The organism is Novosphingobium aureum (genome assembly GCF_015865035.1).
Taxonomy (GTDB): Bacteria; Pseudomonadota; Alphaproteobacteria; order Sphingomonadales; family Sphingomonadaceae; genus Novosphingobium; species Novosphingobium aureum.
Genome location: NZ_JADZGI010000001.1, coordinates 1491582 through 1515786, shown reverse-complemented (window position 1 = coordinate 1515786; position 24205 = coordinate 1491582). Strand labels below are relative to the sequence as shown.

At 63.6% G+C, this 24205-nt stretch carries 27 protein-coding genes; 25 read left to right on the top strand and 2 right to left on the bottom strand.

What is annotated here, in order from left to right; translation table 11 throughout:
* Positions 1-15: 15 nt before the first annotated feature.
* Genes I5E68_RS07160 through I5E68_RS07135 form a run of 6 tightly spaced genes read left to right on the top strand, consistent with a single transcriptional unit; the run spans position 16 to position 3087 of the window.
* Complete coding sequence (locus I5E68_RS07160) at positions 16-234, top strand: hypothetical protein (RefSeq protein WP_197162445.1); 219 nt, start codon at positions 16-18, stop codon at positions 232-234.
* On the top strand, positions 231-788 hold the full coding sequence (locus I5E68_RS07155) for a hypothetical protein (protein ID WP_197162443.1): 558 nt from the start codon (positions 231-233) through the stop codon (positions 786-788). The genes I5E68_RS07160 and I5E68_RS07155 overlap by 4 nt, the downstream gene beginning before the upstream one ends.
* A complete protein-coding gene (locus I5E68_RS07150; protein ID WP_197164862.1) occupies positions 775-972 on the top strand; it encodes a hypothetical protein in 198 nt (65 codons plus the stop codon). Before I5E68_RS07155 ends, I5E68_RS07150 begins: the two co-directional genes overlap by 14 nt.
* Positions 969-1469 carry a terminase small subunit gene (locus tag I5E68_RS07145; RefSeq protein ID WP_323982113.1) on the top strand — a complete coding sequence of 167 codons (501 nt, stop codon included), beginning with the start codon at positions 969-971 and terminating at the stop codon, positions 1467-1469. Before I5E68_RS07150 ends, I5E68_RS07145 begins: the two co-directional genes overlap by 4 nt.
* Entirely contained in the window at positions 1466-1711 is a 246-nt protein-coding gene (locus I5E68_RS07140; protein ID WP_197162441.1) for a hypothetical protein, read from the top strand. The genes I5E68_RS07145 and I5E68_RS07140 overlap by 4 nt, the downstream gene beginning before the upstream one ends.
* Positions 1708-3087 (top strand): phage terminase large subunit, encoded by a 1380-nt coding sequence (locus tag I5E68_RS07135; RefSeq protein WP_323982112.1) that lies wholly within the window; start codon positions 1708-1710, stop codon positions 3085-3087. The genes I5E68_RS07140 and I5E68_RS07135 overlap by 4 nt, the downstream gene beginning before the upstream one ends.
* Here the strand turns inward: I5E68_RS07135 and I5E68_RS07130 are convergent, their stop codons facing one another.
* On the bottom strand, positions 3088-3858 hold the full coding sequence (locus I5E68_RS07130) for a DUF4145 domain-containing protein (protein WP_228726872.1): 771 nt from the start codon (positions 3856-3858) through the stop codon (positions 3088-3090). It abuts the gene before it with no gap.
* A gap of 81 nt (positions 3859-3939) precedes the next feature.
* Between I5E68_RS07130 and I5E68_RS07125 the strand changes: the two genes are divergently transcribed.
* From I5E68_RS07125 to I5E68_RS07060, 14 genes are all read left to right on the top strand, one after another.
* Positions 3940-6348, top strand: coding sequence for a phage portal protein (locus I5E68_RS07125; RefSeq protein ID WP_197162439.1), 2409 nt, complete (start codon positions 3940-3942; stop codon positions 6346-6348).
* A gap of 284 nt (positions 6349-6632) precedes the next feature.
* Positions 6633-7439, top strand: a complete 807-nt coding sequence (locus I5E68_RS07120; protein WP_197162437.1) for a phage minor head protein — start codon at positions 6633-6635, stop codon at positions 7437-7439.
* Positions 7440-7481: 42 nt separating this feature from the next.
* Positions 7482-8630 carry a DUF2213 domain-containing protein gene (locus I5E68_RS07115; protein WP_197162435.1) on the top strand — a complete coding sequence of 383 codons (1149 nt, stop codon included), beginning with the start codon at positions 7482-7484 and terminating at the stop codon, positions 8628-8630.
* Positions 8631-8642: 12 nt separating this feature from the next.
* On the top strand, positions 8643-9092 hold the full coding sequence (locus I5E68_RS07110) for a structural cement protein Gp24 (RefSeq protein WP_197162432.1): 450 nt from the start codon (positions 8643-8645) through the stop codon (positions 9090-9092).
* A 12-nt stretch (positions 9093-9104) separates the two neighbouring features.
* Positions 9105-10112, top strand: coding sequence for a major capsid family protein (locus I5E68_RS07105; RefSeq protein WP_197162429.1), 1008 nt, complete (start codon positions 9105-9107; stop codon positions 10110-10112).
* Between the two features lie 3 nt (positions 10113-10115).
* Positions 10116-10418 (top strand): hypothetical protein, encoded by a 303-nt coding sequence (locus I5E68_RS07100; protein ID WP_197162427.1) that lies wholly within the window; start codon positions 10116-10118, stop codon positions 10416-10418.
* Between the two features lie 69 nt (positions 10419-10487).
* Entirely contained in the window at positions 10488-10748 is a 261-nt protein-coding gene (locus I5E68_RS07095) for a hypothetical protein (RefSeq protein ID WP_197162425.1), read from the top strand.
* On the top strand, positions 10748-11143 hold the full coding sequence (locus tag I5E68_RS07090; protein WP_197162423.1) for a DUF4054 domain-containing protein: 396 nt from the start codon (positions 10748-10750) through the stop codon (positions 11141-11143). The genes I5E68_RS07095 and I5E68_RS07090 overlap by 1 nt, the downstream gene beginning before the upstream one ends.
* On the top strand, positions 11137-11511 hold the full coding sequence (locus I5E68_RS07085; protein WP_197162421.1) for a hypothetical protein: 375 nt from the start codon (positions 11137-11139) through the stop codon (positions 11509-11511). The genes I5E68_RS07090 and I5E68_RS07085 overlap by 7 nt, the downstream gene beginning before the upstream one ends.
* Complete coding sequence (locus I5E68_RS07080; RefSeq protein ID WP_197162419.1) at positions 11511-12029, top strand: HK97 gp10 family phage protein; 519 nt, start codon at positions 11511-11513, stop codon at positions 12027-12029. The genes I5E68_RS07085 and I5E68_RS07080 overlap by 1 nt, the downstream gene beginning before the upstream one ends.
* Positions 12030-12031: 2 nt before the next feature.
* Entirely contained in the window at positions 12032-12469 is a 438-nt protein-coding gene (gene gp17, locus I5E68_RS07075) for a tail completion protein gp17 (RefSeq protein ID WP_197162417.1), read from the top strand.
* 13 nt (positions 12470-12482) lie between these two features.
* A complete protein-coding gene (locus tag I5E68_RS07070) occupies positions 12483-12728 on the top strand; it encodes a hypothetical protein (RefSeq protein WP_197162415.1) in 246 nt (81 codons plus the stop codon).
* 38 nt (positions 12729-12766) lie between these two features.
* On the top strand, positions 12767-13216 hold the full coding sequence (locus I5E68_RS07065) for a phage tail tube protein (protein ID WP_197162413.1): 450 nt from the start codon (positions 12767-12769) through the stop codon (positions 13214-13216).
* The gene (locus tag I5E68_RS07060; protein ID WP_197162411.1) at positions 13216-13689 is read left to right on the top strand and encodes a hypothetical protein; all 474 of its coding nucleotides are present in this window, start codon (positions 13216-13218) and stop codon (positions 13687-13689) included. The genes I5E68_RS07065 and I5E68_RS07060 overlap by 1 nt, the downstream gene beginning before the upstream one ends.
* 217 nt (positions 13690-13906) lie before the next feature.
* On the opposite strand, the gene I5E68_RS07055 is transcribed toward I5E68_RS07060, so the two are convergent.
* Entirely contained in the window at positions 13907-14275 is a 369-nt protein-coding gene (locus I5E68_RS07055; RefSeq protein WP_197162409.1) for a hypothetical protein, read from the bottom strand.
* A gap of 54 nt (positions 14276-14329) precedes the next feature.
* Here I5E68_RS07055 and I5E68_RS07050 point away from each other — a divergent pair, with 54 nt between their 5' ends.
* From I5E68_RS07050 to I5E68_RS07030, 5 genes are read left to right on the top strand one after another with little or no spacing between them, the layout of a single operon-like run.
* Positions 14330-17158, top strand: a complete 2829-nt coding sequence (locus I5E68_RS07050) for a tape measure protein (RefSeq protein WP_197162407.1) — start codon at positions 14330-14332, stop codon at positions 17156-17158.
* 42 nt (positions 17159-17200) lie between these two features.
* Positions 17201-17797 carry a hypothetical protein gene (locus I5E68_RS07045; protein ID WP_197162405.1) on the top strand — a complete coding sequence of 199 codons (597 nt, stop codon included), beginning with the start codon at positions 17201-17203 and terminating at the stop codon, positions 17795-17797.
* Positions 17797-18438 (top strand): hypothetical protein, encoded by a 642-nt coding sequence (locus I5E68_RS07040; protein WP_197162403.1) that lies wholly within the window; start codon positions 17797-17799, stop codon positions 18436-18438. The genes I5E68_RS07045 and I5E68_RS07040 overlap by 1 nt, the downstream gene beginning before the upstream one ends.
* Positions 18435-18848, top strand: coding sequence for a DUF6950 family protein (locus I5E68_RS07035; RefSeq protein ID WP_197162401.1), 414 nt, complete (start codon positions 18435-18437; stop codon positions 18846-18848). The genes I5E68_RS07040 and I5E68_RS07035 overlap by 4 nt, the downstream gene beginning before the upstream one ends.
* Positions 18845-24205 (top strand): phage tail protein, encoded by a 5361-nt coding sequence (locus tag I5E68_RS07030; protein ID WP_197162399.1) that lies wholly within the window; start codon positions 18845-18847, stop codon positions 24203-24205. Before I5E68_RS07035 ends, I5E68_RS07030 begins: the two co-directional genes overlap by 4 nt.

Below are 24205 nucleotides of genomic sequence, written 5' to 3'. Positions count from 1 at the left end.
AGAGAGAGGCTCTCCATGCAGCCTGACCTCTTCGGCATACCCTCCACACCCCGAGCCAAGCCCGGCACCGGCAATGGCCTTCTCATCGGCCATCTCACCAACGGCATGAGCAAGGCGGACCTCGACCGCAACTATCGCGCCGGTCGCTACCCCGATGCGCATCCGATCTATCTCAGGGAGGCTGGCCTTGACCGCCCCTGCACTGCTGACTTCGAAAGGGGGAATGACGAATGAACGCGATCACGACGATCGAGGCCGCTCCGCTCGCACCGCTCGACGACTGGGTCGCCAAGGGACGCAGCCTTGTTGCCCAGCGTCTCGACGTGGACTGGAAGATCGCCGACTGGATGGCTGAGGGCAAGGACGCCGGACACCTCAGCCAGGCCAAGTTCGACTTCCTGAGCGACAACCTCGGGCTGGCACCGCGTCGGCTCAAGGATGCGCTCAAGGCTGCGCTGCACTTCCCCCCTGCCCTGCGTGATGCCTCGCTCTCGGTCGAGCACCATGCTGCGGTAGCCAGCCTGCCCAAGGACGAGGCCCTGCCCTTGCTCAAGCGCGCCTCGAGCGAGCATCTGCAGGTTCAGGATCTGCGCGAGGCCGTGACACAGCGCCGATACGAGACGGGCGCCCTCTTCGACGATGAGGACACCGACACGACGCTGTGCACGCTGGTCGTGCGCGCATGGAACCGCGCCACGCCCGATGCCCGCGAAAGCTTCATGCAGCTCGCGAGGACGGTCAACTTCGGCATCATCGACGAGGACGAGGTGAACGATGTCGAAGAGTAAGCTTCTGCCCACTTCCGCGCCCAAGCCGATCCCGCCCGAGTTCATGGAGAAGTTCGTGAAGCATGGGTGGCGCCGGGTGGAGAACATCTGGGGCAAGTCCACCGTGCTGGCCTGGTCGAAGGCGATCGGGCGCAAGAGGATGACCGAGGCAAGGAAGCGGTATCTTCGGGAGGTGGGGCAGTGAACGACAAGCAACGCCGCTTCGTCGAGGAGTACCTCATCGATCTGAACGCCACTCAGGCGGCCATACGAGCAGGCTACAGCGCGAAGACGGCTTCGTCGCAGGGCGAGCGCCTGTTGAGGCATGTTGAGGTCTCAGCGGCCATCCTTGAGCAAAAACGGGATCGGTCGGATCGCACCAAGGTCGATGCTGACTGGCTGCTCTCTCGCCTTGCTCTCGAGGCAGAGGCTGACCTTGCCGACCTCTACGACGACAACGGCGACCTGCGCCCGGTGAAGGAGTGGCCGCTGATCTGGCGCCAAGGCTTGATTCAAGGCGTCGAAACCGTGCGCGAGGGCAAGGGTGAGGATTTCTCGATCGTCGACAAGGTGAAGATCAGCGACAGGACCAAGCGCCTCGAGCTCATCGGCAAGCACGTTGACGTGCAGGCGTTCAAGGATCGGGTCGAGCATTCGGGCGGGATTACCGTCGTCGTGGATGCGAAGGATGCGGCGCTGTGACCATCGACCTCGATGAGTACCGCATCGATCTGGTTGAGGATCGCCCCGCGAAGGGAATGTGGCATTGCGGTCCGAACGCGGCGTGGGTCACAGTCACCCATCTGCCCACCATGATCTCCGCGCGCATGTTCGATGAACAGCATCATCACGCACGACAGGCCGCCATCGCTTGTTGCCAGATGATGGTAGAGCAGTCGCGCTTGTTGAAGTGCCAGTTCCCGGAGCGATTGACGCAGTCGTGAACGCCATTACCCCAATCGGCCACAACGGCGGCCCGCCGATCGCCAAGCTCACGCCAAGGCAGGAGCTCGCCCGCGACCTCCTCGCCTCCACCGCCCGCAACATTATGCTGCGTGGCGGCTCGCGCTCGGGCAAAACCTTCCTACTCGTCCGCGCGATCATCCAGCGCGCAATCAACGCGCCCGGCAGCCGTCACGCGATCTTCCGTTTCCGGTTCAACCACGCGAAGACCTCGATCTGGGCCGATACGCTGCCCAAGGTGCTCAAGCTGTGCTTCCCGACCCTGCGCGTCCGCTTCGACAAGACCGACTTCTACGTCGAGTTTCCAAACGGCTCGCAGATTTGGATCGCGGGCCTCGACGACAAGGAGCGCGTCGAAAAGATCCTGGGCGCCGAGTACGTCACCCTCTACTTCAACGAGTCCTCGCAAATTCCGTGGGGCTCGGTCGAGATGGCGATGTCCCGCCTCGCGCAGAAGTGCGAGCTCGCGCCCGAGATCGCCCAGGCGACTGGCCGCACGCACCTCGCGCTCAAGGCCTACTTCGACTGCAATCCGCCGAGCAAGCTGCACTGGTCGTTCCAGCTCTTCCGCGCAAAGCTGAAGCCCGGCACGAAGGAGGCCTTGCCCAATCCCGACGACTACGTCGAGATGAAGGTCAACCCTTCGGATAACGCCGACAACCTGCCGGCCGAGTACTTCGAAGTGCTGGCCTCGATGTCCGCGGCGCAGCGGCTGCGCTTCGAGGCGGGCGAATGGGCGAGCGAGGTCAACGGCGCGCTCTGGGCGCTGGAGGACCGGCAAACCGAGGGCGGCGAGATACCCGGGCTGGACCGCCACCGCATCGCCGCTACCGCCCTGCCCGACATGCAGCGTATCGTCGTCTCAGTTGACCCCTCAGGCACCAAAGGCGACGGCGGGGGTGATGACATCGGCATCGTCGTCGCTGGCAAGGGCGTGGATGGCCGGGCCTATGTGCTGGAGGATGCCACCTGCCAGCTATCGCCGGAAGGCTGGGGGCGGCGTGTGGCCGACAAGGTCGAGAAGTGGGGGGCGGATTGCGTGGTGGCCGAACGGAACTTCGGCGGCGCGATGGTCGGCGCTGTCCTGCGGGCTGGCGGTGGCAGTAAGATGCCACGATTCAAGGAGGTCACCGCCACGCGCGGCAAGGTGATCCGCGCTGAGCCGATTGCCGCGCTCTACGAGCAGGGCAAGGTCAGCCATGTCGGGCAGTTCCCCGACCTGGAAGACCAGATGTGCAACTTCACCATTGCTGGGTTTGTCGGCGAGGGATCGCCAGACCGCGCCGATGCGCTGGTCTGGGCGATGACTGAGTTGATGATGGGGAAGGCAGGTTATTCGATGGAAAGCCTTCTTTGACTAAGACGCACCCTCTTCAGGAGCGGCCGTAGACGCTGCAGCCGCAAGCTTTTGCTCAGCCAAGTCATTCTTCTTAGAAGCAGCCATCGCAGCAATACCCGCGAGTCTCATCTGGCGCTTATGTCGTGCAATATACCACTCTTCGAAAAGCATCTCAACGAGTTCAATAAGAGCTTGAGCTTCATCTGGATCGACATCAACTATAAGATTGATATCTTTCTCCATATGCGCTCCAATGTTACCAATCCCCCGTACCGCATCTATAGCCTCAAGACTGTCATGAGTAACGCCATCAGGCGCCTTACCATCATCTAGGGAACTTCGAAGAGCGCCAATCTCGTCGATTAGACGAGACTTAGTTATTCCAGTAAAGTCTCTAATCATTCCTTGAAGGCAGCGGCGCACAAGGGTCGCTGCTGCCTTAGGGCTATCATTACGGATGAGGCAAGCTTCGATATAATCTTCTCGAATAGGGGCCGGTATGTAATCAGGCTGATATTTTACATTTGATCGGGGCTGAATAGAAATTTTCGATCCAATAAGACCGTGAGAAACCAGACCGTAGCTAGGGTAACCATAATTTTGGTTAAGCCACGCCTCAACTGTGATCCTATCGCATTCCGAATTTGAACAGCCGACTGCTTGCATAACGATCGACACATCACCTTCCGCGGAGTTACCCACTTTTATGGAATGCGCTTTGACGTCGAGTTTTGTTTCGACGACCGTTTGAAGCACTCCGCAATGTGGGCAAGACCACTTGAAAGCCATGAAAATTCCCCAGAAGAATCGCTTTGTGACGTTGTGCAATAACGGTAACCGCTCAGTTGCTTACTGCCTACCCTCCCCCGCATGGCCTGGATCACCGATAGTCTCCGAGGCGCGATCGAGACAGTCGGCCGCCTGAACCCTTTCAGCCGTAGCGGCCTGTCCGCATCTACCGCCCTTCCCGGCATCTTCACCCATCAGCTTGCTATCGCCGCCTACATGGCGTCCGGCATGATGAAGAAGGTCATTTCGATTCCCGCCGAGGACCGCGTGCGCGAATGGCGCGACTGGCAGGCCGATGCAAAGGTCATCGAGGCGATCGAGAAGGAAGAGAACCGCCTCGGGCTGATCGCCAAGGTGCAGGAAGCCGAAACCCTGCGCGGCATCGGTGGTGGCGCGCTCATCATCATCACAGCCGGCGACCACTCCAGCGAACTGAAGCCCGAGCAAATCGGCAAGGGCGGCATTGTCGCCATCAACGTCGTGTCGCGTTGGCAGATCACCGGCAAGGACTGGATCAAGGACCTCGCCTCGCCCCGATACGGCGAGCCCGAGATGTGGGAGATGCAGGGCGATCAAGGCTCCGCGGTACCGATCCACCCGAGCCGTGTCATCTGCTTCCGGGGCGCTCGGCTGCCTGCGGGCTCAGCCATTGCAGACGACGAAGCGTTCTGGGGAGACAGTCGCCTCCTGCGCGTCTTCACCGAGGTGCAGCGATCCGACGACACACAGGCTTGGTTCGCTGCGCTGGTGAAGAAGGCCAAGCTGCTACGCATCGGCATACCGGACCTCGACAGCCGCGAGCCTGAGCAGCTCAACAAGCGCATTGAGGTCATCGCTCTCGGTGAGAGCAGCCTCAATGCCACGGTCTATCGATCGTCAGGCGGTGCAGACGATGCGGGCGAGACGATCACCGACTATCAGGTCACCTGGGCCGGCATTCCCGCCATGATGGACGCGTTCGATCAGCGCGTTTCTGCTGTGTCGGATATTCCTTTCACGCGCCTCACCGGACGCTCGCCAGCTGGCATGAACGCCACCGGTCAGCACGACATGGACAACTGGAACAAGGCGGTCGTCGCAGGCCAGAAGCTTGAGACCCGCCCGTGCCTCGAGCAGCTTGATCCCTTCGTGATCCGCTCAGCCGGCGCAGACCCGGAAAAGGTGACGTGGAAGTTCGCGCCCCTGTCCGTGCCCTCCGAAAAGGAAGAAGCCGACACCTTCAACGTCACCATGGACGCGGTGACCAAGCTCCAGGCCACGGGCTCCATCCCCAACGAGGCCTTCGCCAAGGGCGTGCAGAACCTGCTTTCTGAGCGCGAATACATCCCCGGCCTAGACCAGGCGCTTGCCGAAATCCCCGAGGCCGAGCGCTTCGGGCTCAATCCAGACGACGACGGCACCGATCCGTCTGCAATCCAATCGGAAGGAGGTGATCCAGCATCTGCCGGTGGCGGGCTGAACGTGCCCGTCCGCCGTACCGCAAACGACGCAGCGACCGCGTTCTTCGCCGACGCACAGCCCCGCCCGCTCTACGTCCAGCGCAAGCTCTTGAACGCCGCGCCGCTCATCGCATGGGCGAAGGCCAACGGCTTCAAGTCCACGCTGCCCGCCGAGGACATGCATGTCACGGTGCTCTACTCGAAAACTGCCGTCGACCCGATGAAGATGGGGGAAGGCTGGACTGGCGACGAGAACGGCCATGTTCGCGTGAAGCCGGGCGGCCCGCGCGCGATCGAGCGCTTGGGCGAAAGCGCCGTTGTGCTGCTTTTCGCCTCCTACGAGATCGAGGGCCGCCATCACGGCATGGTCGAGGCCGGCGGATCGCACGACTTCGACAGCTACCAGCCCCACGTCACGTTGTCCTACGAAGTCCCCGAGGGCTTCGATCTGGAGGCGATCAAGCCGTACGCGGGCGCGCTCGAATTCGGGCCTGAGCTGTTCGAGCCACTGGACCTCGACTGGAAGCGGAAGGTCGTCGAGGACGGGGGTGCGCAGAACAGCGACCGCCCTTTTGACGATGCGAACCCCTATCGGTGGGGGCGCGGGCGACGCGGCGGCCAGTTCAAGGCAGGCCCTGGTGGCGGTGGCTCGGCTTCCGATTATGTCGCCCGCGCCATCGCCAACCCGCAGCCACAGAAGCAACGTCCGGTCGGGAAGGTGACGGCATCCACCGCGCGCCTCGTGAAGCAGCGCACCGGAATCGACATCGACGGCAAGGAACTGCGTCTCGATCATTCGGGCATCGGTCACGCTTGGAAGGAGCACGGACCGAGCGGCAAGGTTCGAGGTGCAAAGCCCATCACCCAAGGCGACCTGCTTCGCGGGATCCAGAACCTGAACCGTGCTACTTCGATCTCACAAGGTACGGCGCGAGGCCGTTCCGGCCCAAGGTTCGAGGCCACCTATGTGACCCGGCGCGGAACCATGAAAGTCATCTACGAGACGAACGCGAAAGCCGTCTACGCGATGAATATGTGGTGGGTGAGGTGACCACGGGGTCCAATGCGCGAGGCGCTGAACATACGTCCGAAACGGTCCGTGGATGATGTCCTTATACCACCCCGGCACCATCAGCGCAACGAGGTACGGACTTCGATGAGGCAAGCCCTGAAGAGACGTCCGAAACGACCCCGTACTTGGCCCTTATGTGCCGCATCTAGGGCCATGATGCAACGAGAGGCGACCCCAGAGATGCATGCCGAAGCCCGCACCTGCTCTACGTCCGAAACACTGGGGTACGGCGGTCGATATATCCCTGAGGCTGACGAAGCTCAATGACATACGATCTCGCCACCCTCACCCGCCGCGCCCGCCCTGGCATGCGCCGCAAGTCCATCGTCATCCGCGACATCGCGCCGCCGGCGACCATGGCCACCGACCTCTACCGCGCCTGCTACCTGCCCGTAGTGCAAACGTGGTCAGCCGCCCTGCCCGCGATCGAGAACGCTTATGCCCGCAGCCTGTCCGAACTGACGACAGACGCCCCCGCAGACGTAAAGGCCGAGATCGACGGCGCGGCCGAGCAGGTCAACCGGCTGCTGCTCCTGCTCACGCCCCAGGTGCGTGACTGGGCCCTGCGCACCGAGCGCTGGTATCGAGGCAAGTGGCGCGGCGCAGTCCTGAGCGCGACCGGCGTAGACCTCGACACCATGCTGGGCGCCAGCGACATGCGTGCGCCGCTCGAGACGCACATCGAGTGGAACACCGCGCTGATCAAGGACGTGTCGGCGCAGGCTCAGCAGCGGATCGGCAACGCCGTGTTCGATGGGCTGCGCAATCGGACGCCTGCACGAGAGGTCGCGAAGACGATCCGCGAGGCGGTGGACATGGGTCGCGACCGGTCAACACGCATTGCTTCGGACCAGCTCAACAAGCTGTCCAGCGCGCTTGCAGATGAGCGGCGGCGCGAGGCTGGCATCGAGACATGGCGCTGGCGACACAGTCGCAAGGCCCACCCGCGGGCGGATCACAAAGCGCGAGACGGAAACGAGTACACGGATGCCACTGCGCCGGAGGATCGCCCCGGGCAGCAGCCCTATTGTGGCTGCCGAGCGCAGGCGGTGATCACGTTCGACGACTGACGGCGGTAAACCCATGTAAGGCGCGCGAATACCGTGCGGGGCATGTACTTTGCTGACAGCCTCACGCTTGATGCCCCTCGCCGCACTGCTGACGGTTACCTCGCCGTGCGGGCCCGGTCAGCGCGAACTGGTGTCTACCAGTACACTGGCCGCGAGGTAGATCCCAACAACGAGCATGGTCTGCGTGATCAGGCTATCGTCAACGTCCTGCGCGACGAGAACACGGTCTTCGATACCGCCGCCGCACGCTCCTTCATCGGGAAGCCTGTTACCGACGATCATCCCCACGAGGCAGTCACCTCCGAGAATTGGCGCGACCATGCCCGAGGGACAATCATGGGCGCCATGCGCGACGGCGAGTATCTCGCTTTCGATCTGCTTCTGACTGACGCCGCGACGATCGCCAAAGTCGATGCAGGCAAGCGCGAACTGAGCAACGGCTACGGCGCCTCGCTCGAATTCGGTGACTTCAAGTGCGCCGATGGCACCGTCTGCCAGGCGCGCCAGTCCAAGATTACCGGTGGCAACCACGTTGCCCTCGTCAAGGCAGGCCGCGCCGGTTCCGAATGCGCCATCAAGGACGGGTTTGCCGTCTGCGACGCCCTCCCTTCCAACATCCTCGATTCCCTCACTCAGGAGAGCCCTGTGCCGAAGATCGTACTTATCGACGGGCTTTCCGTCGACGTGGCCAACGTGGACACCGCCGCCACGACCATCGCCACCCTCATCGCTGCCCGTGACGCAGCTTCAACCAAGGTCACCGGACTGGAGAGCCAGGTCGCCAACCTGACTGCCGAAGGCCAGACCAAGGACGCGAAGATCGCCACCCTCGAGCAGCAGGTGAAGGACGCCAAGCCCACCCCCGCACAGCTTCGCGATGCTGGCAAGGCGCTCATGGTCGTTGCCGACCAGGCGAAGGCGCTGGGCGTCACGGTATCCGACGACATGGACGAAGCGCAGATCAAGGCGGCCGCCGTCACCAAGCACATGGGCGATGCAGCCAAGGACTGGACCGCTGAGCAGATCGCCGCATCGTTCGCGGTCCTCGCGAAGGACACCAAGCCTGCCAAGGACGCCGTGCAGCCGCTCGGCTCGCCCAAGACCGTCACGGACGGCGCAACTGCCGCCTCCACCGCCCGGGCCCAGTGGCTCGCCGACAAGCAGACCGCATACCGCGGTCAGGCCGCATAAGGAGCGACCTCCATGTCCATTCTTCAGAGCAATTTCGGCGAGGATATTCCGCAGGGCTATCCCGGCATGGAAGCCGATGGCGAGCTGTCCAACATCGTCAGCCGCATCCTCGAGGGCGCCACCCCTTGCCCCTTCGGTCGCTTCGTCTTCAAGGGCGCGGGTGATCGCGGTGTCTCGCTGACCCCTTCCGCCAATGTCGTGGGCGTCGCCATCGCTCACAAGGGCAACGTGGTCACCGCCAATCGCGCGGCGGACGAGTACGCCCCCGGCGATATTTTCCCGGTCAAGGAGCGCGGCAAGATCTGGGTCGCATCGACCACCGCCGCCACCAAGGACGATCCGGTCTATGTGACCGCCGCTGGCGCCATCACCAACGTCGACACCGGCAACACCGCAATCGCGGGCTGGGTGTTCGACGACACCATCACTGCGGCGGGCAATGTCCGCGTCGTGCGCCGTTAACGGGGGGACCCCATGACCAAGATTTTCTTCGATAGCGTCGCCGCTGCGGTCGCTCACCTCGCAGCTCAGGATGTGTCGGTTGCCTCCTTCGTGGACGGCATCCAGGGCATCGATCTGAACGACGCCCAGCAGGTCAACGCCTTCCTCGCGCCGCAGCTCCTGCGCGTCGAGCAGGGCATCTACATGATCAAGTACCCGGCAGCCGACTATGCCGAGTTCATGCCGGTCGACACCCAGGGCACCCTTTGGTCGGCAGGTTCGCTGTACTACTCGGGCGACATCGCCGGTAAGCCGGAATGGTTCGACGTTGCCGCCGACGACATGCCGTATGCCGACGCAAGCCGCACCCAGTTCCTGCAGGAAAACTGGATGGCTGCGATCGGCTACAAGTGGAACCGCCTCGACCTCGAGCGCGGCCAGCAGCTGGGCATCAACGTCATCGCGGACAAGTCCGATGCTGCCAGCAAGTCGGCAGAGCGCTTCATCCACAAGGTTGCCCTGCGCGGTGACGGCGCGAAGTTCGCTACCGGCTTCGTCAACAACCCGCTCGCCACCACCGTGACGGCGGCGGGCCAGATCACGGCGAACTCCGACGCTGACGAGGATATCGCGATCATCGAAGACGCGATCAACTCGGTCGAGCAGAACACGAACGAGACGTACCAGGCCGACACCGTGGCTCTGCCGTCCACCACGTTCAACATCCTGCGCAAGAAGCGCCTCGCCGGGACCACCATGAGCGCCTTGCAGTATCTTCGCGAAAGCACGGATCGCGGCCCGCTCACCATCAAGAAGACTCGCCACCTCGAAACGGCGGGTGCAGGCGGCACGAAGCGTATCGCCGCCTACGCCAACACCCCCGAGGTCCATCGCTTCCACCTGCCTGGTGGCGGCCACCAGCTGTTCAACACGCAGCCGTATCAGAAGGGCCCCTTCTCGTGGGAGGTTCCGGGCCTCATGTCGATCGGCGGCTACGAGAACCGCATCCCGAAGGCCATCACCTTCGTAGATGGAGCCTGAGCCATGAAGAAGTACACGAACTATGCGCTCGGCGCGCGCGGCATCCGCACCAAGGGCGGCGTGGTCTTTGTTGATCCCGGCCAGACGGTCGAGATCGACCCGAAAACCATCATCGGAGAGCTTCCCGACCTCGGCAAAAAGGCTGATGCCGAGAGCGCCGACACCTCGGAGGTTGACGACCTCAAGGAGTGGGTTGCCGACCTCACCAAGCAGGTCGAGACGCTGACTGCCGAGCGGGATGGCCTCGCCAAGGACAAGGCCGACCTCACCAAGCAGGTCGAGACGCTGCAGAAGCCCGCGAAGTAAGCGCGCTGCGTCCGAATACCAAGGGCCGCCTCGTCACGCACGCGGCGGCCCTTTTTGCAAGGAGCCATCATGGCAAACCGACCGATCGATGCTTCCAGCCTCTACGACGTCAACGCTGCGGGCCAGTACCCCTTGGTGACGAAGGCCAACAACGACCTTCCGAACGGCATGTGCCGCGGCCTTCTCGTCGGCGTTGCGGGCACAGCAAACCTCATGGATCGCCTTGGCAACGTCGAGACCGATGTGCCGCTGCAGGCAGGCTACAATCCGCTGATGTGCCTGCAGGTTCGCACGGGTGGCACAGCCGATAACATCAGGGCCCTCTACTGATGGCCTACGCCCGCCTCCCCCTTGCCAACTTCCAAGCGCTCTACCCAGCGTTCACCACGCTGACCGAGCCACAGTACGACGCGTGGGCAGCGAAGGCCGAAGCGCGGGTGGGCGAGGCATACGGCGATGCCCAGCAGGACGCGACCGAGCTGCTCACGGCCCACCTGCTCGCGCTCAACGGAATCGGTATGGACAGCGGCGCTGGCATGCTCGCAACGACGGGCGCCACCTCGTTCAAGTCCGGCACCTTCAGCGCGACGATCTCCGACAGCGTGGTGAGCCAGCGCGCCAAGGGCGGCTACAGGGCTACGGTCTGGGGCCAGCAGTTCAGTGAAATCCAGCGACGCCACTTCGGCGGTCCGGTCCTCGTCGGCTTCACTGGCACGCCATGCTAGACGCGGCCTTTGCCCAGATCGGCCTTGCGTTCGGCGAGGCATTCGGCGGCATCTTCTGGGATGCACGCGTAATCACCAACACCCCGGCCGAGTACGACGACGGCGGAAGCATCATCGCGCCCGGCGGCGTGGAGCACCGGCCCTGCAAGGCCCAGGTCGACGCCGCAACGCAGACGATGCGTCAGGCCGAGGGCTTCACCGAGAAGGACCGGCGCATCATCGTGCTGGCCGGTACCCTAGAGGGCGAGATCAGCACTGAGGAGCGGATCGAGTTCCTGGAGGGACCGTTCGAGGGGGTGTGGATGATCGAAGCCGTAGCACGCGATACCGGCGCGGCAGGGTTCGAATTGCGGGGGAGGAAGGCCTGATGCCGACGATCGGTGCCAAGGCTCACGCAGCGCGGCTCAGGAAGTTGAGAGGCGAGCGCATGGTGCGCGAGGTCGGCAAGGCTCTCTTCGCTGCCGGCGAGATGATCCAGACCGAGGCTCAGATCAGCATCACTGCCGGCGCAGTTTCGGGGAAGAAGCACGTCGCATCCGCACCGGGCGAACCGCCGAACAACGACACCGGCGTACTCGCGAACAACATCGAGACGAACCAGGTCGCACCGCTGGTCGTCGAGGTAAGCAGCAACGCGCCCTACGCTGCCGCGCAAGAGTTCGGGAGCGAGCGTGAAGCTGGCAGAACAGCGCGCCCATTCGCGCCATCCAGAAAAGCTGGCCCGAGAACAGATAAGTTCGGGCCGGTTCTAGTTGAGTTCGGGGATTCGAAAACCGCAGCCCGCCCCTACATGGCCCCCGCCCGCGACGCCAAACGCGACGAGGCAACCCAGCTCGTCCGCCGAGCCGTCGACCACGTCGTGCGCAAATCCAAATCGAGTGACTGACCATGGCCTCCGATCTCGCGCGCGAAACCGAACGCGCCGCCATCATCGCGCTCAAAGCTGATGCACCGCTTGCCCAAATCGTTGCGAAGGCCTCGATCGATCCCGTCTCCGAAGATCCCGCGTGGCCGTTCATCCGCCTCGAGGGGACGCAGGCCCAGCTTCGAGGCCGAGGCTGCACCGCGCGCTCGGAGGTGACCTTCCAGCTGCATAGCTTCGCCAAGCCAGTCTACGACGAAGGTGGGGGCATGACGAGGACGGCGAAAGATCACTGCGCGGACCTGCAAAGCGCGCTCGTCGAGGCGGTCCACGCCCATGCTTTCACGGTAGCCGGGCGCCGCTACTCGTTCGCAGTCCGCTCGACGCGCCTCATGCAGGATGGCGCAGAACGGGACGCTTTCCATGGCATCGCCAGCGTCGTTGCGAGGGCCTACACTGGCTGATACTCTCGCGTCGATGGAACAACCTCTCGCTGAGCGCATGTTGCGCGCCTTCCTCATCCAGATGATGCGCTCCGAAGCGATTGACCCTGAGGACATCAACGCAGCGGCCGATCAGCTGGAAAGCGATGGTGATGACGAGGCGGCGCATCAGATGCGATGCCTCATCCTCGACGCTGCAGCACCCTCGATGTCAGAGTGGACCGCAGACCGCGCACGGGCGCGCTTCCACACCATCGACGGCGGTAAGTCGGACGACTGACGCGGCTAGGCTTCTGCAAATCATGCAGGAGTTTTGCCATGTCCGTTCCGAATAGCGCAGACTTCGCGCTGATCAGCATTCAGACTGCCGAGGGCCCGCCCGCCGAGTACACGCTGCTCTGCGGCGTCGAAGGCGTGACCATCAACCGCACCGCGCAGACCAGCGAGACCTACCGCCGTGACTGTGCCGTTCCCAACCGTCCCGGCACGCGCAAACTGCGCGTCACGGGCTCGTCGTGGTCGATCTCTGGCAACGGCTCGGACAACATCGACCTCGAGGCCGAAATGTCGGACGCATTCGGCGTGCGCAAGACCTACCAGGTCGAGCTCTTCCGTGACGACGGCACCGACGCCGGGGAATCGATGGGCACTTACGTCGGTGAGGCCATCATGACGGCCCGCAATCAGGGTTACTCGCAGGACAGCGCCGGCACCATCGACGTCACCCTCGAAGGCGAAGGCGAACTTGCCTGGACCGCTGCCGCCTGATGCCGGACACCGCCGTCGACCTTGATTTCGCCGGGGGCAAATACCGCTTCTGGTTGCCCATGCCGCAGATCGTTGCGATCGAGCGCGGCCCCGCTGCCCACCGGCATGAGGGATACCCGCGCTCGATCTTCACCATGTACGAGCAGATCGGCGCGGGCCTTGCTCCGACGCAGGACGGCGGCACGGTGTTTCTCGGCGGGGGCTCGGCCCTCATCGGTGACGTGCGCAACATCATCCTGCAGGGCCTGATCGGCGGCAACCATGGTATGATTGATGGTGAAGAGCAGCCGGTCGGCCCGACCACTGCCGCGCGCCTGATCGAAGAACATGTCTACCCCGTGCGCCCCATCTCGGAAGCCATGGCGCTGGCCTGGGCAATCCTTCACTCCGCCATCTTCGGCATCGACCTAAAAAAAAAGGACGAGACCGAGGCCGCGCCGAAAAGCCGCAGCCGTTCCGCAAAGGCCAAGTGATCGCCAACTGCGGCGGCATGGGGCTGTACTGGGGGCGGCTGTCTATGAGCGGCTACCTTGAAGCGCTTGAAGCTCATAACGAGGCGCATTCAGGCGCGGACAGCGCGCCCCGGTCAGCCGATCCCGAGAGGTTCGGGCGGTTTCTGTCGGCGCATGGGCTTAGTTAGATTCGAATGCGGACGCTGGCTGCTTGAAGGCGGGGTGTCGAATTGCGCGGCTATTCGACGACAACACCACCCCTTTGGCACTGCTCCCATTTTGAATCGAAAATTCTCGTGAATCTCGATTTGTCTGCGATCTTCGCACCGGCCAAATTCGCGTCTATGGCTTCTGCTTCACTGCGCAGTTGAGCGCTTACCGATGAAGCTGTGAACGGCTCAGCACCGGCGTAAGCACCAAAGGAGTTTTTCGCGTTCACTTCACCACAAAGCATCGAGAGGTGAAATTTCAACTTTGAAAACCTGGAGCTTTCAGGATCTTTCATTTTGTTGGCGACATCAGCCTTAAGAACGTCGGCAGCCCGCTGTTCCTTTGAGGTACATGAGGCAAGAGTAAGCAGCCCGAATACCATCAAAAACAAGCGCATGCACATTCCCCAATAACGGTAAGGTCACATAGCCCGGCCCGGTAGCCTGCCGCAATGTCCGAGATAGACCCTGTAATCCTTCAGCTTCGTTTCGAAGCCCAGAAGGCGCAAGCTGACATGCGCCAGTTCGAGCGCCGGATGACTGCAACCTTTGATCGGCAAGAGCGGTCCATCATTCACCTCGAAAATCAATTCAGGCGCTCAACCACCAATATTTCCTCGTCCTTCAAGTCGATTGCTACCGGGCTGGCGGCGGGTTTCTCGGCGCGCGAAGTCGCCACCATGGCGGACAGCTACACCCGCTTCACCAACGCACTGAAAGTGGCAGGTCTTGAGGGCGAAAACCTCGCAGGCACACAAGAGCAGCTGTTCACGGTCGCCCAGCGCAATGGTGTCGAACTTGAAGCCGTAGGCCAGCTATACAGCCGGGCGGCGCAAAACCAGGCCGAACTCGGCGCCAGCACGTCCGACCTGATCGACCTCACTCGGGCGGTCACGGCATCGCTTCGGATCAGTGGCACGAGCGCGAACGAGGCGTCCGGCTCGCTCCTCCAGCTTGGGCAGGCACTCGGCAGCCCGCGAATTCAAGCCGAGGAATTCAACTCCCTGCTCGACACGATGCAGCCGCTTTTGCGCGAGGCGTCGAAATACATCGACGGGACCGGCAACAGCCTCTCAGGTCTGACGCGGAAGATCAAGGACACGAAGGGCGAGGGAGTGTCCAACGTCGAGTTCTTCAACGCGATCACGCGTGCGATGGCGGATCTGGAGAAGCAGGCCAGTGGAGCGAGCCTGACGATCGACGCCGCCTTCACCAATCTCACCAATGCGCTCACGAAATATATCGGCGAGGCGGACAAGGCGAATGGCGCGTCTGCCGCGATTGTGTCAGCACTCGATGCACTGGCGAACAACCTCGACATCGTGACCGAAGCTATCGCCGTCCTCGCGGCGGTGATGGTCGGCAGGCTGGCAGCCGGAATGGCCGCTGGCGCCACATCCACCGGATTGGCGACTGTAGCCCTGACTGCACTGGAAGCCCGCGCCGCAGGAACTGTCACCACAATGGGTGCGGTTGGTATGGCCGGGCGAGCCGCTGGCGCCTCTTTGCTCGCTGCCTTCGGTGGCCCCGTTGGGCTTGCCGTCACTGCCCTGACCGTTGGCATCGGGTATCTTGCAGTCGAAGCCATCTCTGCGGATCGGCAGATTAAAGCGCTTGGCGAAACGACCAAGAGCGCATCGGAGAAGGCCGAGCTTTTCGAACAGAGGCTTACGGACGCTGGGATTGCGATCGATATCGCTGGCAAGGCATCGGATACCGCGAAAGGCAAAGTGAAGTCCCTTGGCGATCAGTTGCGGAACACCGCATCTCAAGCAGGACATGCCGCACAACAACTGCTTGCCCTTGAGGCCATAGAGATCCGCAAGCAGCGCGGTGACCTGAATCGCCAGCAGGAAGCCATCGAGGACCGCCGCCGCACTCGCTCATATACCTCAGCTGCCTATACACCCGGTGGCGGTGGAGTGGCCTACCGCCCCTCGACTAGCGGCGACTACAACGCGCAAGATCGGGAAGCCTTATCGCTCATCGCTGAGCAGCGCGCACCCCTTGATCGCCAAGAGGCTGCCCTGAAGGCCGCGAGCGCCAAGGGCGTAGACATCGTGTCAGAGCGCCCCGCCTCCCCTTCTTCCGTTGCAACCGAAACGGAAAAGGAGAAGCCGGCGAAGGCCAGCAAGTCAGGCCCCGACCCGGCACAAATCGCCCTGCGCTTCGCCGACGATCTCGCTCAAGGCGAACTGGCGATCAAGCAGGCCCAAGCCGACGCGTTGGGCACTGCCGAGGCTCGCCGCGCACTTGAGCACGATCAGATCGAGTACGAGCGTGCCCGATATGCCCGACAGGTCGCGGCTGACGAAGACCTGATGAAGGCGCAGAAGGAGCAGCTACTCGCGCAGAACGATGCGCTCGCTCAAGCGAAGATCGCTGCGGTCAATGCTGATGCCCTGCGAGAGGCTCAGGAGCGCCAGCAGCGCGCGAACGAGAACCAAGGCCGCTACGCCGAAGACGCCCTGCGTGCCGAGGCATCGCTCGCCACCACCCGGCAGGCGAGCCTCGAAGCCAATCTGCGCATTCTCGCCAGCCTAGAGGAGCAGGAAAAGGCCCAGCTCGAGGCTCAAATCGCTGCCGGCGAGATCGCCGACGCAGCACGCGCCCGCGCAGACCTTGAGAAAACCCAAGCCGCGCGTCGCACGAACGTCGAGATCGACCACGAAAGCCCCCTCGCTCGCCGTCGGCGTCAGGTTCGCGAGACCGCCAAGAACATGAACGACGCCATCGAGAACATCGAGCTCGACGCCGTAGACCGTCTGACCGATGGCCTGGCCGATGCCTCGACCGAGTTCATCAAGCTGGGCGGTGTGGCGGGCGATGTGCTGAACTCGATCATCAGCGACTTCGTGCGGTTGCAGCTGCAGGCAGCAATCTTTGGCAAGGGTGGCGTGGGCACGAATGTCCTCGGCAGCATCGGGAACTTCCTCGGTATCGCTGGCGCGCGCGCAGGTGGCGGGCCGGTGACCGCTGGCAAGACCTATCTGGTGGGCGAAAAGGGCCAGGAGCTTTTCACGCCCTCGCAGAACGGCACCATCATCCCGAACCACCAGCTTTCGAGCGCGGTAGCCATGACAGGCGCGAGCGCGACCATGCCCGGTGGCGCGATTGCGGTCACCCAGGTTCTGCGCTTCGACCTGTCCAACGCGGTGATGACCGAAGACCTCATCATGCAGATGAACCAGATGGCCCAGAAAGCCGCCATCCAGGGCGCGCAAGGTGGCCGCGCTCTCGCCGCGCAGGACCTCAAGGCAGCCACCCGCGCGAAGATGTGACGGCGGTAAGGGCGCACTCCCCCCGCGCCTACCCTGCCCCACATGGCCGAAATCCCCTTGCCCACTGGCGACCTTGAAAACGTAAAGATCGAACTGGACCAGAATTTTCAGGTCAACCGCTCGATCTGGACCGGGCGCCGCCGCGTCTCGGGTATGCCGGGCGCGCAGCGGTGGTTCGGCAGCTTCAATGTCGCCCGGATGACCGAGGACGAGGAGCGCCCTTGGCGCGCGTTCCTCCTGTCCCTGCGCGGCCCGGTCCATCGTTTCCGCCTTCCTGTCGCATGCAACCAACGGACGGGCACTAATCCGACGGTGCGCACCGGGGCCGGTAGCGGCACGACGCTGCCCCTCGAGAACCTGCCCGCCAATGCCACTCCGCTGCTCGCTGGCCACTACCTCACCGTGCCCCTTCCCTCGGGCCATCACCGCCTTGTGATGCTGACCGAGGATTTGCAGACCAACGGGACGGGCCAAGGCACCGCAACCTTAACGCCCGAGCTGATGCAGATCCCCGCCGAGGGCACCGTCGTCGAGACCATCGCCCCCTACATGCACGCCGCGCTGATCGATCCGCGCCAAGGCTGGCAGGTGACCAACGGCGTTTCGGCTTTCACGATCAATGCTGAAGAGGCCCTCTGATGAGCCGCCCCGACGCCGCCGCATCCGCCGCGCTGGACGGCGACATCATCCGCCCCGGCTTTTTCGCCTTCCTCGACATCGCGGGCAATCCGGTTCGCATCAATACGCTCGGCCGAGACGTGGTCGTGACCGGCAGTGGCTTCAACGACATGGACGATCACGCCTTCATCGGAACCGATGGCAAGTTCGTTGAAATTGGCTCGGTGACGGCCAAATCGGGCGGCTCGGACCAGCTGACCTGTAGCCTGTCCGGCCTGCGCGACATCGACGACGAGACGCTCAACATCATTGGGGACCAGAGCAACTGGATCGGGCGCAGCGCGTCGCTTTGGCGGATGATCCGCAATGCAGATGGAGCTCAGCAAGGTGCGATCCAACACTACTACACCGGCTACATGGTCTCGCTCTCGATCGAAGGCGATGAGAGTGAGCAAACCATCAAGCTAGGAATTGAGGGCTATCTCTCCGCGTTCAGCCAGGCGAGCAACCGGACGTACCTCGATCAGGAACTGTTCGACCCCGGCGACCTCTCCGCATCGGCAGCAATCGCCATCGCCAACGGTACCGCGACGGCCGGCACGACGCCGATCGCCCAAAGCATGCTCCGGGGCAACGCCTGGGGCGCGAGAAACCTGCCATGAACCGCCTTCCTGACTGGGAGCAGCGCCTTTCGGCCTATCTTGCGCCGCTCCTGAATGGCGTGACCTACCGCTACGGCACCATGGACTGCGCCTTGTTCAGCGCCGGTGCCGTGCTTGCCATGACCGGCGTCGATCTCGCGGCGGACTTCCGTGGTCGTTACACCACTGCGACTGGCTCGACGCGCGCGCTGAAGCGATACGGCGCAGGCGACCTCCGGGCCACGATCGACACCATGCTTCCGGAGAGGCCAGTCGCATACGCACGACGCGGTGACCTCGTAATGGATGAGTGCGCCGTGGGCGTGTGCATCGGTGGCGCTGCGCTCTTCGTCGGTGAGCACAACGGTTCCGACGGCATCTATCGCGTCGACCGATCGGAATGGACGTGCGCCTGGAGTGTAGGCGCATGAGCAAGAAGTTCTTCGGCACTGTCGGCAAAATCGCTGGCATTGTGGCAGGCGTCGCCATGATCGGCACCGGCATCGGCGCGGCCCTCGGTGGCACGATGGTATTCAGCGCGCTCGGTGCCTCCATTGCTGCCTCGACGATTGCAACTGTGGCGGGCGCCGTTTCGCTCGGCGCCTCGATGTTGTCGCGTCCCAAGGCGCCGGCGACCTCCAGCGCTGCTGCAGACCGGCTCAGTGTCAGCATTGACCCGCGCACGCCACGCAAGTTCGTGCTGGGCCGCACTGCGATGGCCACTGACATCCGAGACCAGGAGTTCTCGAGCAACCAGGAGCTCCTGCACCGCTTCCTCGTTGCGGCGAGCCATGAGGTCGCGGGCTTCGAGGAGATCTGGTTCGATGACAAGCTCGCCTGGTCTGCCTCTACCGGGATCACCTCAGATTACAGTGGCTATCTCGTCGTCGAGCGCCACACAGTCGGCAGCCCTGCTGCGGCGAAGAACATCAGCACTCGCATGGGCACGACCCGTCGCTACACCGGACTTGCTTGGGTCTATCTCCGCTTCAAGCTGACCGGCAACAGCAAGAAGGCACAGAGCCCCTTTGCTCAGTCGATCCCGACCCGCTTCACGTTGGTGGGTAAAGGCGCTCTCACCTACGATCCCCGCCTCGACAGTTCGGTATCCGGTGGATCGGGTTCCATGCGAACCGACGACCAGACAACCTGGGCGTGGGACGACAATGCGAGCCGCAATCCGGCAATCCAGCTGCTCTGGTATCTCTTGGGCTGGCGTATTCAGAACCCATCGACCGGCGAGTGGCGGCTCGCCGTCGGCAAGGGTATCCCTGCCGCCCGCATCGACCTCGCCAGCTTCATCACAGCGGCGAACCTGTGTGACGAACCAGTCGCGCTTGCTGATGGCGGAACGCAGCCGCGGTATCGCTCCGATGGTGTCTTCTCCGAGGGAGATGCCACGAGCACCGTGCTCGACCAGCTGAAGGCTTCGATGAATGCAGAGCTGGACGATGTCGACGGCAAAATCCGGATCACGGTATTGCATGATGATCTCGCGTCACCGATCGCAGATTTCACCGACGATGACGTGCTCGACGGCTTCACGTGGGAACAGACCGCTCCGCTTGACGAAACCTACAACGTCGTGCGTGGCACCTTCATCGATCCGTCCGAGACCTCGCTCTATCAGGCCCTCGATTATCCGGAGGTGCGCGTAGATAGCCCGGATGGCATCGACCGTGTGGAGACGGTCGACTTCCAGGCCGTGCAGGATCCAGCGCAGGCCCAGCGCCTCGTGAAGCAGCGCATCGCGCGAATGCTCTACTCGGGCCGCTTCACCGCGACGTTCAGCTACCGCGCCTGGAAGGTGCAGAAGAACGACGTGGTGCGCCTGACGTTTGGCGCGCTGGGCTGGACGAACAAGCTTTTCCGCGTCGTACAGACCTCCGTTCAGGTCGATGGCCGCGTTCCGATGGTGCTGCAGGCAGAACACGCCGATATCTACCAGTGGGATCGCGATGAACGTCCCGCAATCCAGCCTGTCGAGCCGACCAGGTACGATCCGTTTCTCAACCCTGTCTATCAGGACCTGATCGAGCCGAAGTACGACGACGGCACACCGATCGACCAGTTGAAGCCTGCCGAACCGGGCGCAACCGTCGGAGCGACGGACGAAGAGCGCGCGCGGCTCGACAAACTCGAGACTGCCCCCACAGCTTACCTGACCAATGACACGATCATCATCGCGGCATACAGCAATGGATCGGTTGTCGACTACAGCGCGGCTACCGGATCACTCGTCGCGAGGCTAGCCGACGGCACGGACGTCAGCGACCGCTTCGTTCTAACCGTGCAAGCAAACCTTCAAGACCTCTCGATAGCCATCGAGGGTCGCACCTACTCGATCACCGGCGGAATGGACGTCGGCGAGGACATGGCCTCGCTCACCCTGCGCGCCACCGGCAGCGGCGCCTACGCAGGGTTGGCCTACGATTTGCCGGTCACCCTGACAAAGAGCGCGGGCGGCTACGAAATCGTTGGCGCCCTCCCGACCGACAACCTCTTCGCCGGCCGCATCGTCTTCCTGACCTCGGACAGCAAGCTCTACCGCTACGACGGCAACGGCTGGACGGCCAAGTTCGATGCCGACGATCTGCTCGGCGAGGTGCCGCGCGAGAACATCGACCCGAGCCTGCTCAGCGACATCAGCGATCTGCAGGAGGTCTACGGCGACACCGAGAGCGCGGCGGCCAGTGCGGCTGCTGCGCAGGCAGCTCAGTCGGGCGCCGAGACAGCCCGCTCGCTGGCGCAGGACGCCCAGAGCGATGCCGAGGCGGCGCAGTCTGCCTCCGAGCAGGCGAAGCAAGACGCGCTCGACGCCGCCGCTGCTGCGGGCGGCTCGGCCAGCGCCGCCAACACGAGCGCGCAGACAGCGAGTACGAAGGCAGGTGAAGCTGGCGAGAAGGCAACCGCAGCCGCGGCTTCGGCGACTGCAGCGCAGACTGCCGCTGGAAATGCATCGAGCTCCGCTACGAATGCGGCTTCCAGCGCGACTAACGCAGGCACCAGCGCTAACTCGGCAGCGTCCAGCGCCACGGTCGCGGCGAAGTCGGTCGGATATGCTGAGAGCGGTGCCCTCGGCAACCTCGTCCACAAGGGCCGCTTCTCTGACAACGACATCGGGGAGTGGACTGGCAGCGGCCTGTCAGTGGTTAACGCGCCGGGCCTCGCAAGCCATAACATCTCGAAGGCGCTACAGCTCAACGGACGAGACGCCTACGAAGGCGCGGCCATGCGCGAGGGCAACCTCAACAAGCGCACCCTGCGCTTCCGTGGCTGGGTTTCGACGACGGGCAGCGCTGTTGCTGCGCGCATTGGCCTGCAGCTCGTTCTGAGCGACGGCAGCACTGTTTGGCGTACCGCGCACCTGCGCGATGCAGGCCTTGATTGGGCATCGTTCGACGTCAATCTGAACCTCAACTACACATCGTTGGAGGTCACCTCCTGGCGTCCGTGGATCAACAATTACGGAACCGCCGGGGTCGACACGATGACCTCACGTTGGGCGGGCTTGTTCCTCGAGGACGTGACCGAAAGCAACGCCGCAAAGGGTAGCGCCGACGCAGCTGCGACCAGCGCCTCGACGGCAGCGACCAGAGCGAACGAAGCCAGTCAGAGCGCGAGCGCTGCCAGCACGAGCGAAACGAATGCCGCGACCTCGGCAGGCAACGCCTCCACCTTTGCAAGCCAGGCCTCGACAAGCGCAAGCGACGCGCTCGGCTCGAAGAACGCCGCCGCCAACAGTGCCGGCGCTGCCGCGACGAGCGCGACCAATGCGGGCAACAGCGCAAGCGCCGCCTCGACGAGCGCCCAGACCGCAACCACGAAGGCGGGCGAGGCCAGCCAGAGCGCGAGCGCAGCAGCAACTAGCGCGACCAACGCCAACACCGCGGCGGGCAACGCCTCGACCTACGCAGGCCAAGCATCGAACAGCGCCGACGATGCCGATGGCTCAGCCAGCGCCGCAGCCCAAAGCGCTGGCGCAGCGGCAACCAGTGCGGGCAACGCGGGGAACAGCGCAAGCGCTGCAGCGTCCAGCGCCAGTTCGGCTTCGACGTCTGCCAGCAATGCGGGAGCATCCGCCTCGAGCGCGGCGAGCAGCGCTAGCGTCGCGGCCAGCACTGCCGCGGGCCTGATGAACCCCAACCCGATGTTCGCAGACTGGCTCGACGGGGCGACCTACCCGACGCGCTGGGCGGACTGGAGCGGCGGTGCGGCCACGATCTCGCGAATAGCGGGCGAAGTGTCGCCGTACGCTGTGCGCCTCGGATCGGTTGCCAACGACAACCGCGGCATCTCCCAGACCGGCGCCAACGCGCCTGCGGCGCTCAGCGCAGGCGATTGGGTCGTGATCGAGGCCGACATCAAGCTCAACAGCGGCTCGCTCATCGGCGCTGGCGTGCTCCTGCGCGGCACCAACACGGGCGAGTGCCGCCTGGTCTTCGCGACCGATCCCGACACCAAAGGCAACACGATCGGCGCGGGCAGTTCGGGCAGTGTCTACCGCTTCCGCAAGCTGATCCAGATGCCCTCAGGCACCAACACCGCAGCGCTCTTTCTGATGAACCACTGGTCGAACTTCGGCAGCACGGCCAGTGCGAACGACATCACCTGGTATCGCTGTGGCTGGCGCGTTGCCTCTGCCGCCGAGATCAAGACCGGCCAGATCGACACGCTCTCGGCCAGCGTCACGCAGCAGGCCAGCGCGCTTGCCAGCGTGGAGGGCAAGACGGTCGCCTACTGGAGCGTGCTGGCCAACGCCGGGACGAGCAATGCGATCATCGCCGCGCGTGCGGACGGCGCGGGCACCTCCAACGTCACCATGGCCGCGCAGAAGGTCGTGCTCGCCAACCTGGCGGGCACCACGCTCTACGACGCACTGGTGATCGAGAACGGCAACGCGACGCTGGCGGGCAAGTTGCGCGCCGGGGCCGTCGTAACCGACAACCTCGCCGCCGGCGCCGTCACCGCCGCCAAGATCAACGTGACCGACCTGTCCGCGATCACCGGCAACATCGGCACTCTCACCACCGGCACGATCCGCAATGCCGCCGACACCTACCGCATTGACGCGACCAATGGCCGCTCGATCATGCGCGCGGGCGGCTACATGAAGGTGTCGGGCGCGCCTTTCGGTTCGAACAGCCAGTTCCTCGAGTGGTACGGGCCCGAGCAGGCGAACCTTGCCAACTGCACCGAGGCCAACGCCATCCAGTACCTCAAGACGGATGGCTCTGCCTACTTCGGTGGATCGCTGAGCGCGGGCACCCTCAAGAACGCAGGGCAATCGTCGTCGATCGCCAGCAATGCCAGCATCTCGATCGGTCCCTCTGGCTCCAACGGCAATCCGATCTCGGTTGCCCTCAGTTACGCGTGCCGGAGCACGACGACGATCAACTACGGAAACTCTTCCTCCGATGTGAACGCCTGGAACAGCGCAGTGTCGGCTTGGGGCGCCGCCACAGGCGAGAGTGTGAACGCATCGAAGTCGATTGCGTGCAACGTCGTGGTGAGGCTTGAGAGGGGCTTGGGCGGAGGCGCTGTCGCTACTTGGACCAACCTCACGATCACGTCGTGTGCCGAGACCATCACCGGCGTCAGGCCAGTGGCCAACGATAACACCGGCTACCTGACCTACACTCGCACCGTCTCCGGATCACTGACCGCAACCGACAGCGCGGGGACCACCCAGACACGCCAGTTCGTCGCAACCATCACTGATCGCAGCAACGGCACCAACGGCTCGGTCACGAGCCAGACCATCTCCATCGTCGCCACGGAGCAATAA

Coding starts and splice junctions, on each gene's coding strand:
- I5E68_RS07105 (WP_197162429.1), top strand. CDS start 9,105: ATGACCAAGATTTTCTTCGATAGCGTCGCCGCTGCGGTCGCTCACCTC.
- I5E68_RS07080 (WP_197162419.1), top strand. CDS start 11,511: ATGCCGACGATCGGTGCCAAGGCTCACGCAGCGCGGCTCAGGAAGTTG.
- I5E68_RS07120 (WP_197162437.1), top strand. CDS start 6,633: ATGACATACGATCTCGCCACCCTCACCCGCCGCGCCCGCCCTGGCATG.
- I5E68_RS07115 (WP_197162435.1), top strand. CDS start 7,482: ATGTACTTTGCTGACAGCCTCACGCTTGATGCCCCTCGCCGCACTGCT.
- I5E68_RS07040 (WP_197162403.1), top strand. CDS start 17,797: ATGAGCCGCCCCGACGCCGCCGCATCCGCCGCGCTGGACGGCGACATC.
- I5E68_RS07055 (WP_197162409.1), bottom strand. CDS start 14,275: ATGCGCTTGTTTTTGATGGTATTCGGGCTGCTTACTCTTGCCTCATGT.
- I5E68_RS07035 (WP_197162401.1), top strand. CDS start 18,435: ATGAACCGCCTTCCTGACTGGGAGCAGCGCCTTTCGGCCTATCTTGCG.
- I5E68_RS07150 (WP_197164862.1), top strand. CDS start 775: ATGTCGAAGAGTAAGCTTCTGCCCACTTCCGCGCCCAAGCCGATCCCG.
- I5E68_RS07060 (WP_197162411.1), top strand. CDS start 13,216: ATGCCGGACACCGCCGTCGACCTTGATTTCGCCGGGGGCAAATACCGC.
- I5E68_RS07065 (WP_197162413.1), top strand. CDS start 12,767: ATGTCCGTTCCGAATAGCGCAGACTTCGCGCTGATCAGCATTCAGACT.
- I5E68_RS07050 (WP_197162407.1), top strand. CDS start 14,330: ATGTCCGAGATAGACCCTGTAATCCTTCAGCTTCGTTTCGAAGCCCAG.
- I5E68_RS07070 (WP_197162415.1), top strand. CDS start 12,483: ATGGAACAACCTCTCGCTGAGCGCATGTTGCGCGCCTTCCTCATCCAG.
- I5E68_RS07125 (WP_197162439.1), top strand. CDS start 3,940: ATGGCCTGGATCACCGATAGTCTCCGAGGCGCGATCGAGACAGTCGGC.
- I5E68_RS07155 (WP_197162443.1), top strand. CDS start 231: ATGAACGCGATCACGACGATCGAGGCCGCTCCGCTCGCACCGCTCGAC.
- I5E68_RS07160 (WP_197162445.1), top strand. CDS start 16: ATGCAGCCTGACCTCTTCGGCATACCCTCCACACCCCGAGCCAAGCCC.
- I5E68_RS07100 (WP_197162427.1), top strand. CDS start 10,116: ATGAAGAAGTACACGAACTATGCGCTCGGCGCGCGCGGCATCCGCACC.
- I5E68_RS07130 (WP_228726872.1), bottom strand. CDS start 3,858: ATGGCTTTCAAGTGGTCTTGCCCACATTGCGGAGTGCTTCAAACGGTC.
- I5E68_RS07090 (WP_197162423.1), top strand. CDS start 10,748: ATGGCCTACGCCCGCCTCCCCCTTGCCAACTTCCAAGCGCTCTACCCA.
- gp17 (WP_197162417.1), top strand. CDS start 12,032: ATGGCCTCCGATCTCGCGCGCGAAACCGAACGCGCCGCCATCATCGCG.
- I5E68_RS07045 (WP_197162405.1), top strand. CDS start 17,201: ATGGCCGAAATCCCCTTGCCCACTGGCGACCTTGAAAACGTAAAGATC.
- I5E68_RS07095 (WP_197162425.1), top strand. CDS start 10,488: ATGGCAAACCGACCGATCGATGCTTCCAGCCTCTACGACGTCAACGCT.
- I5E68_RS07110 (WP_197162432.1), top strand. CDS start 8,643: ATGTCCATTCTTCAGAGCAATTTCGGCGAGGATATTCCGCAGGGCTAT.
- I5E68_RS07085 (WP_197162421.1), top strand. CDS start 11,137: ATGCTAGACGCGGCCTTTGCCCAGATCGGCCTTGCGTTCGGCGAGGCA.
- I5E68_RS07030 (WP_197162399.1), top strand. CDS start 18,845: ATGAGCAAGAAGTTCTTCGGCACTGTCGGCAAAATCGCTGGCATTGTG.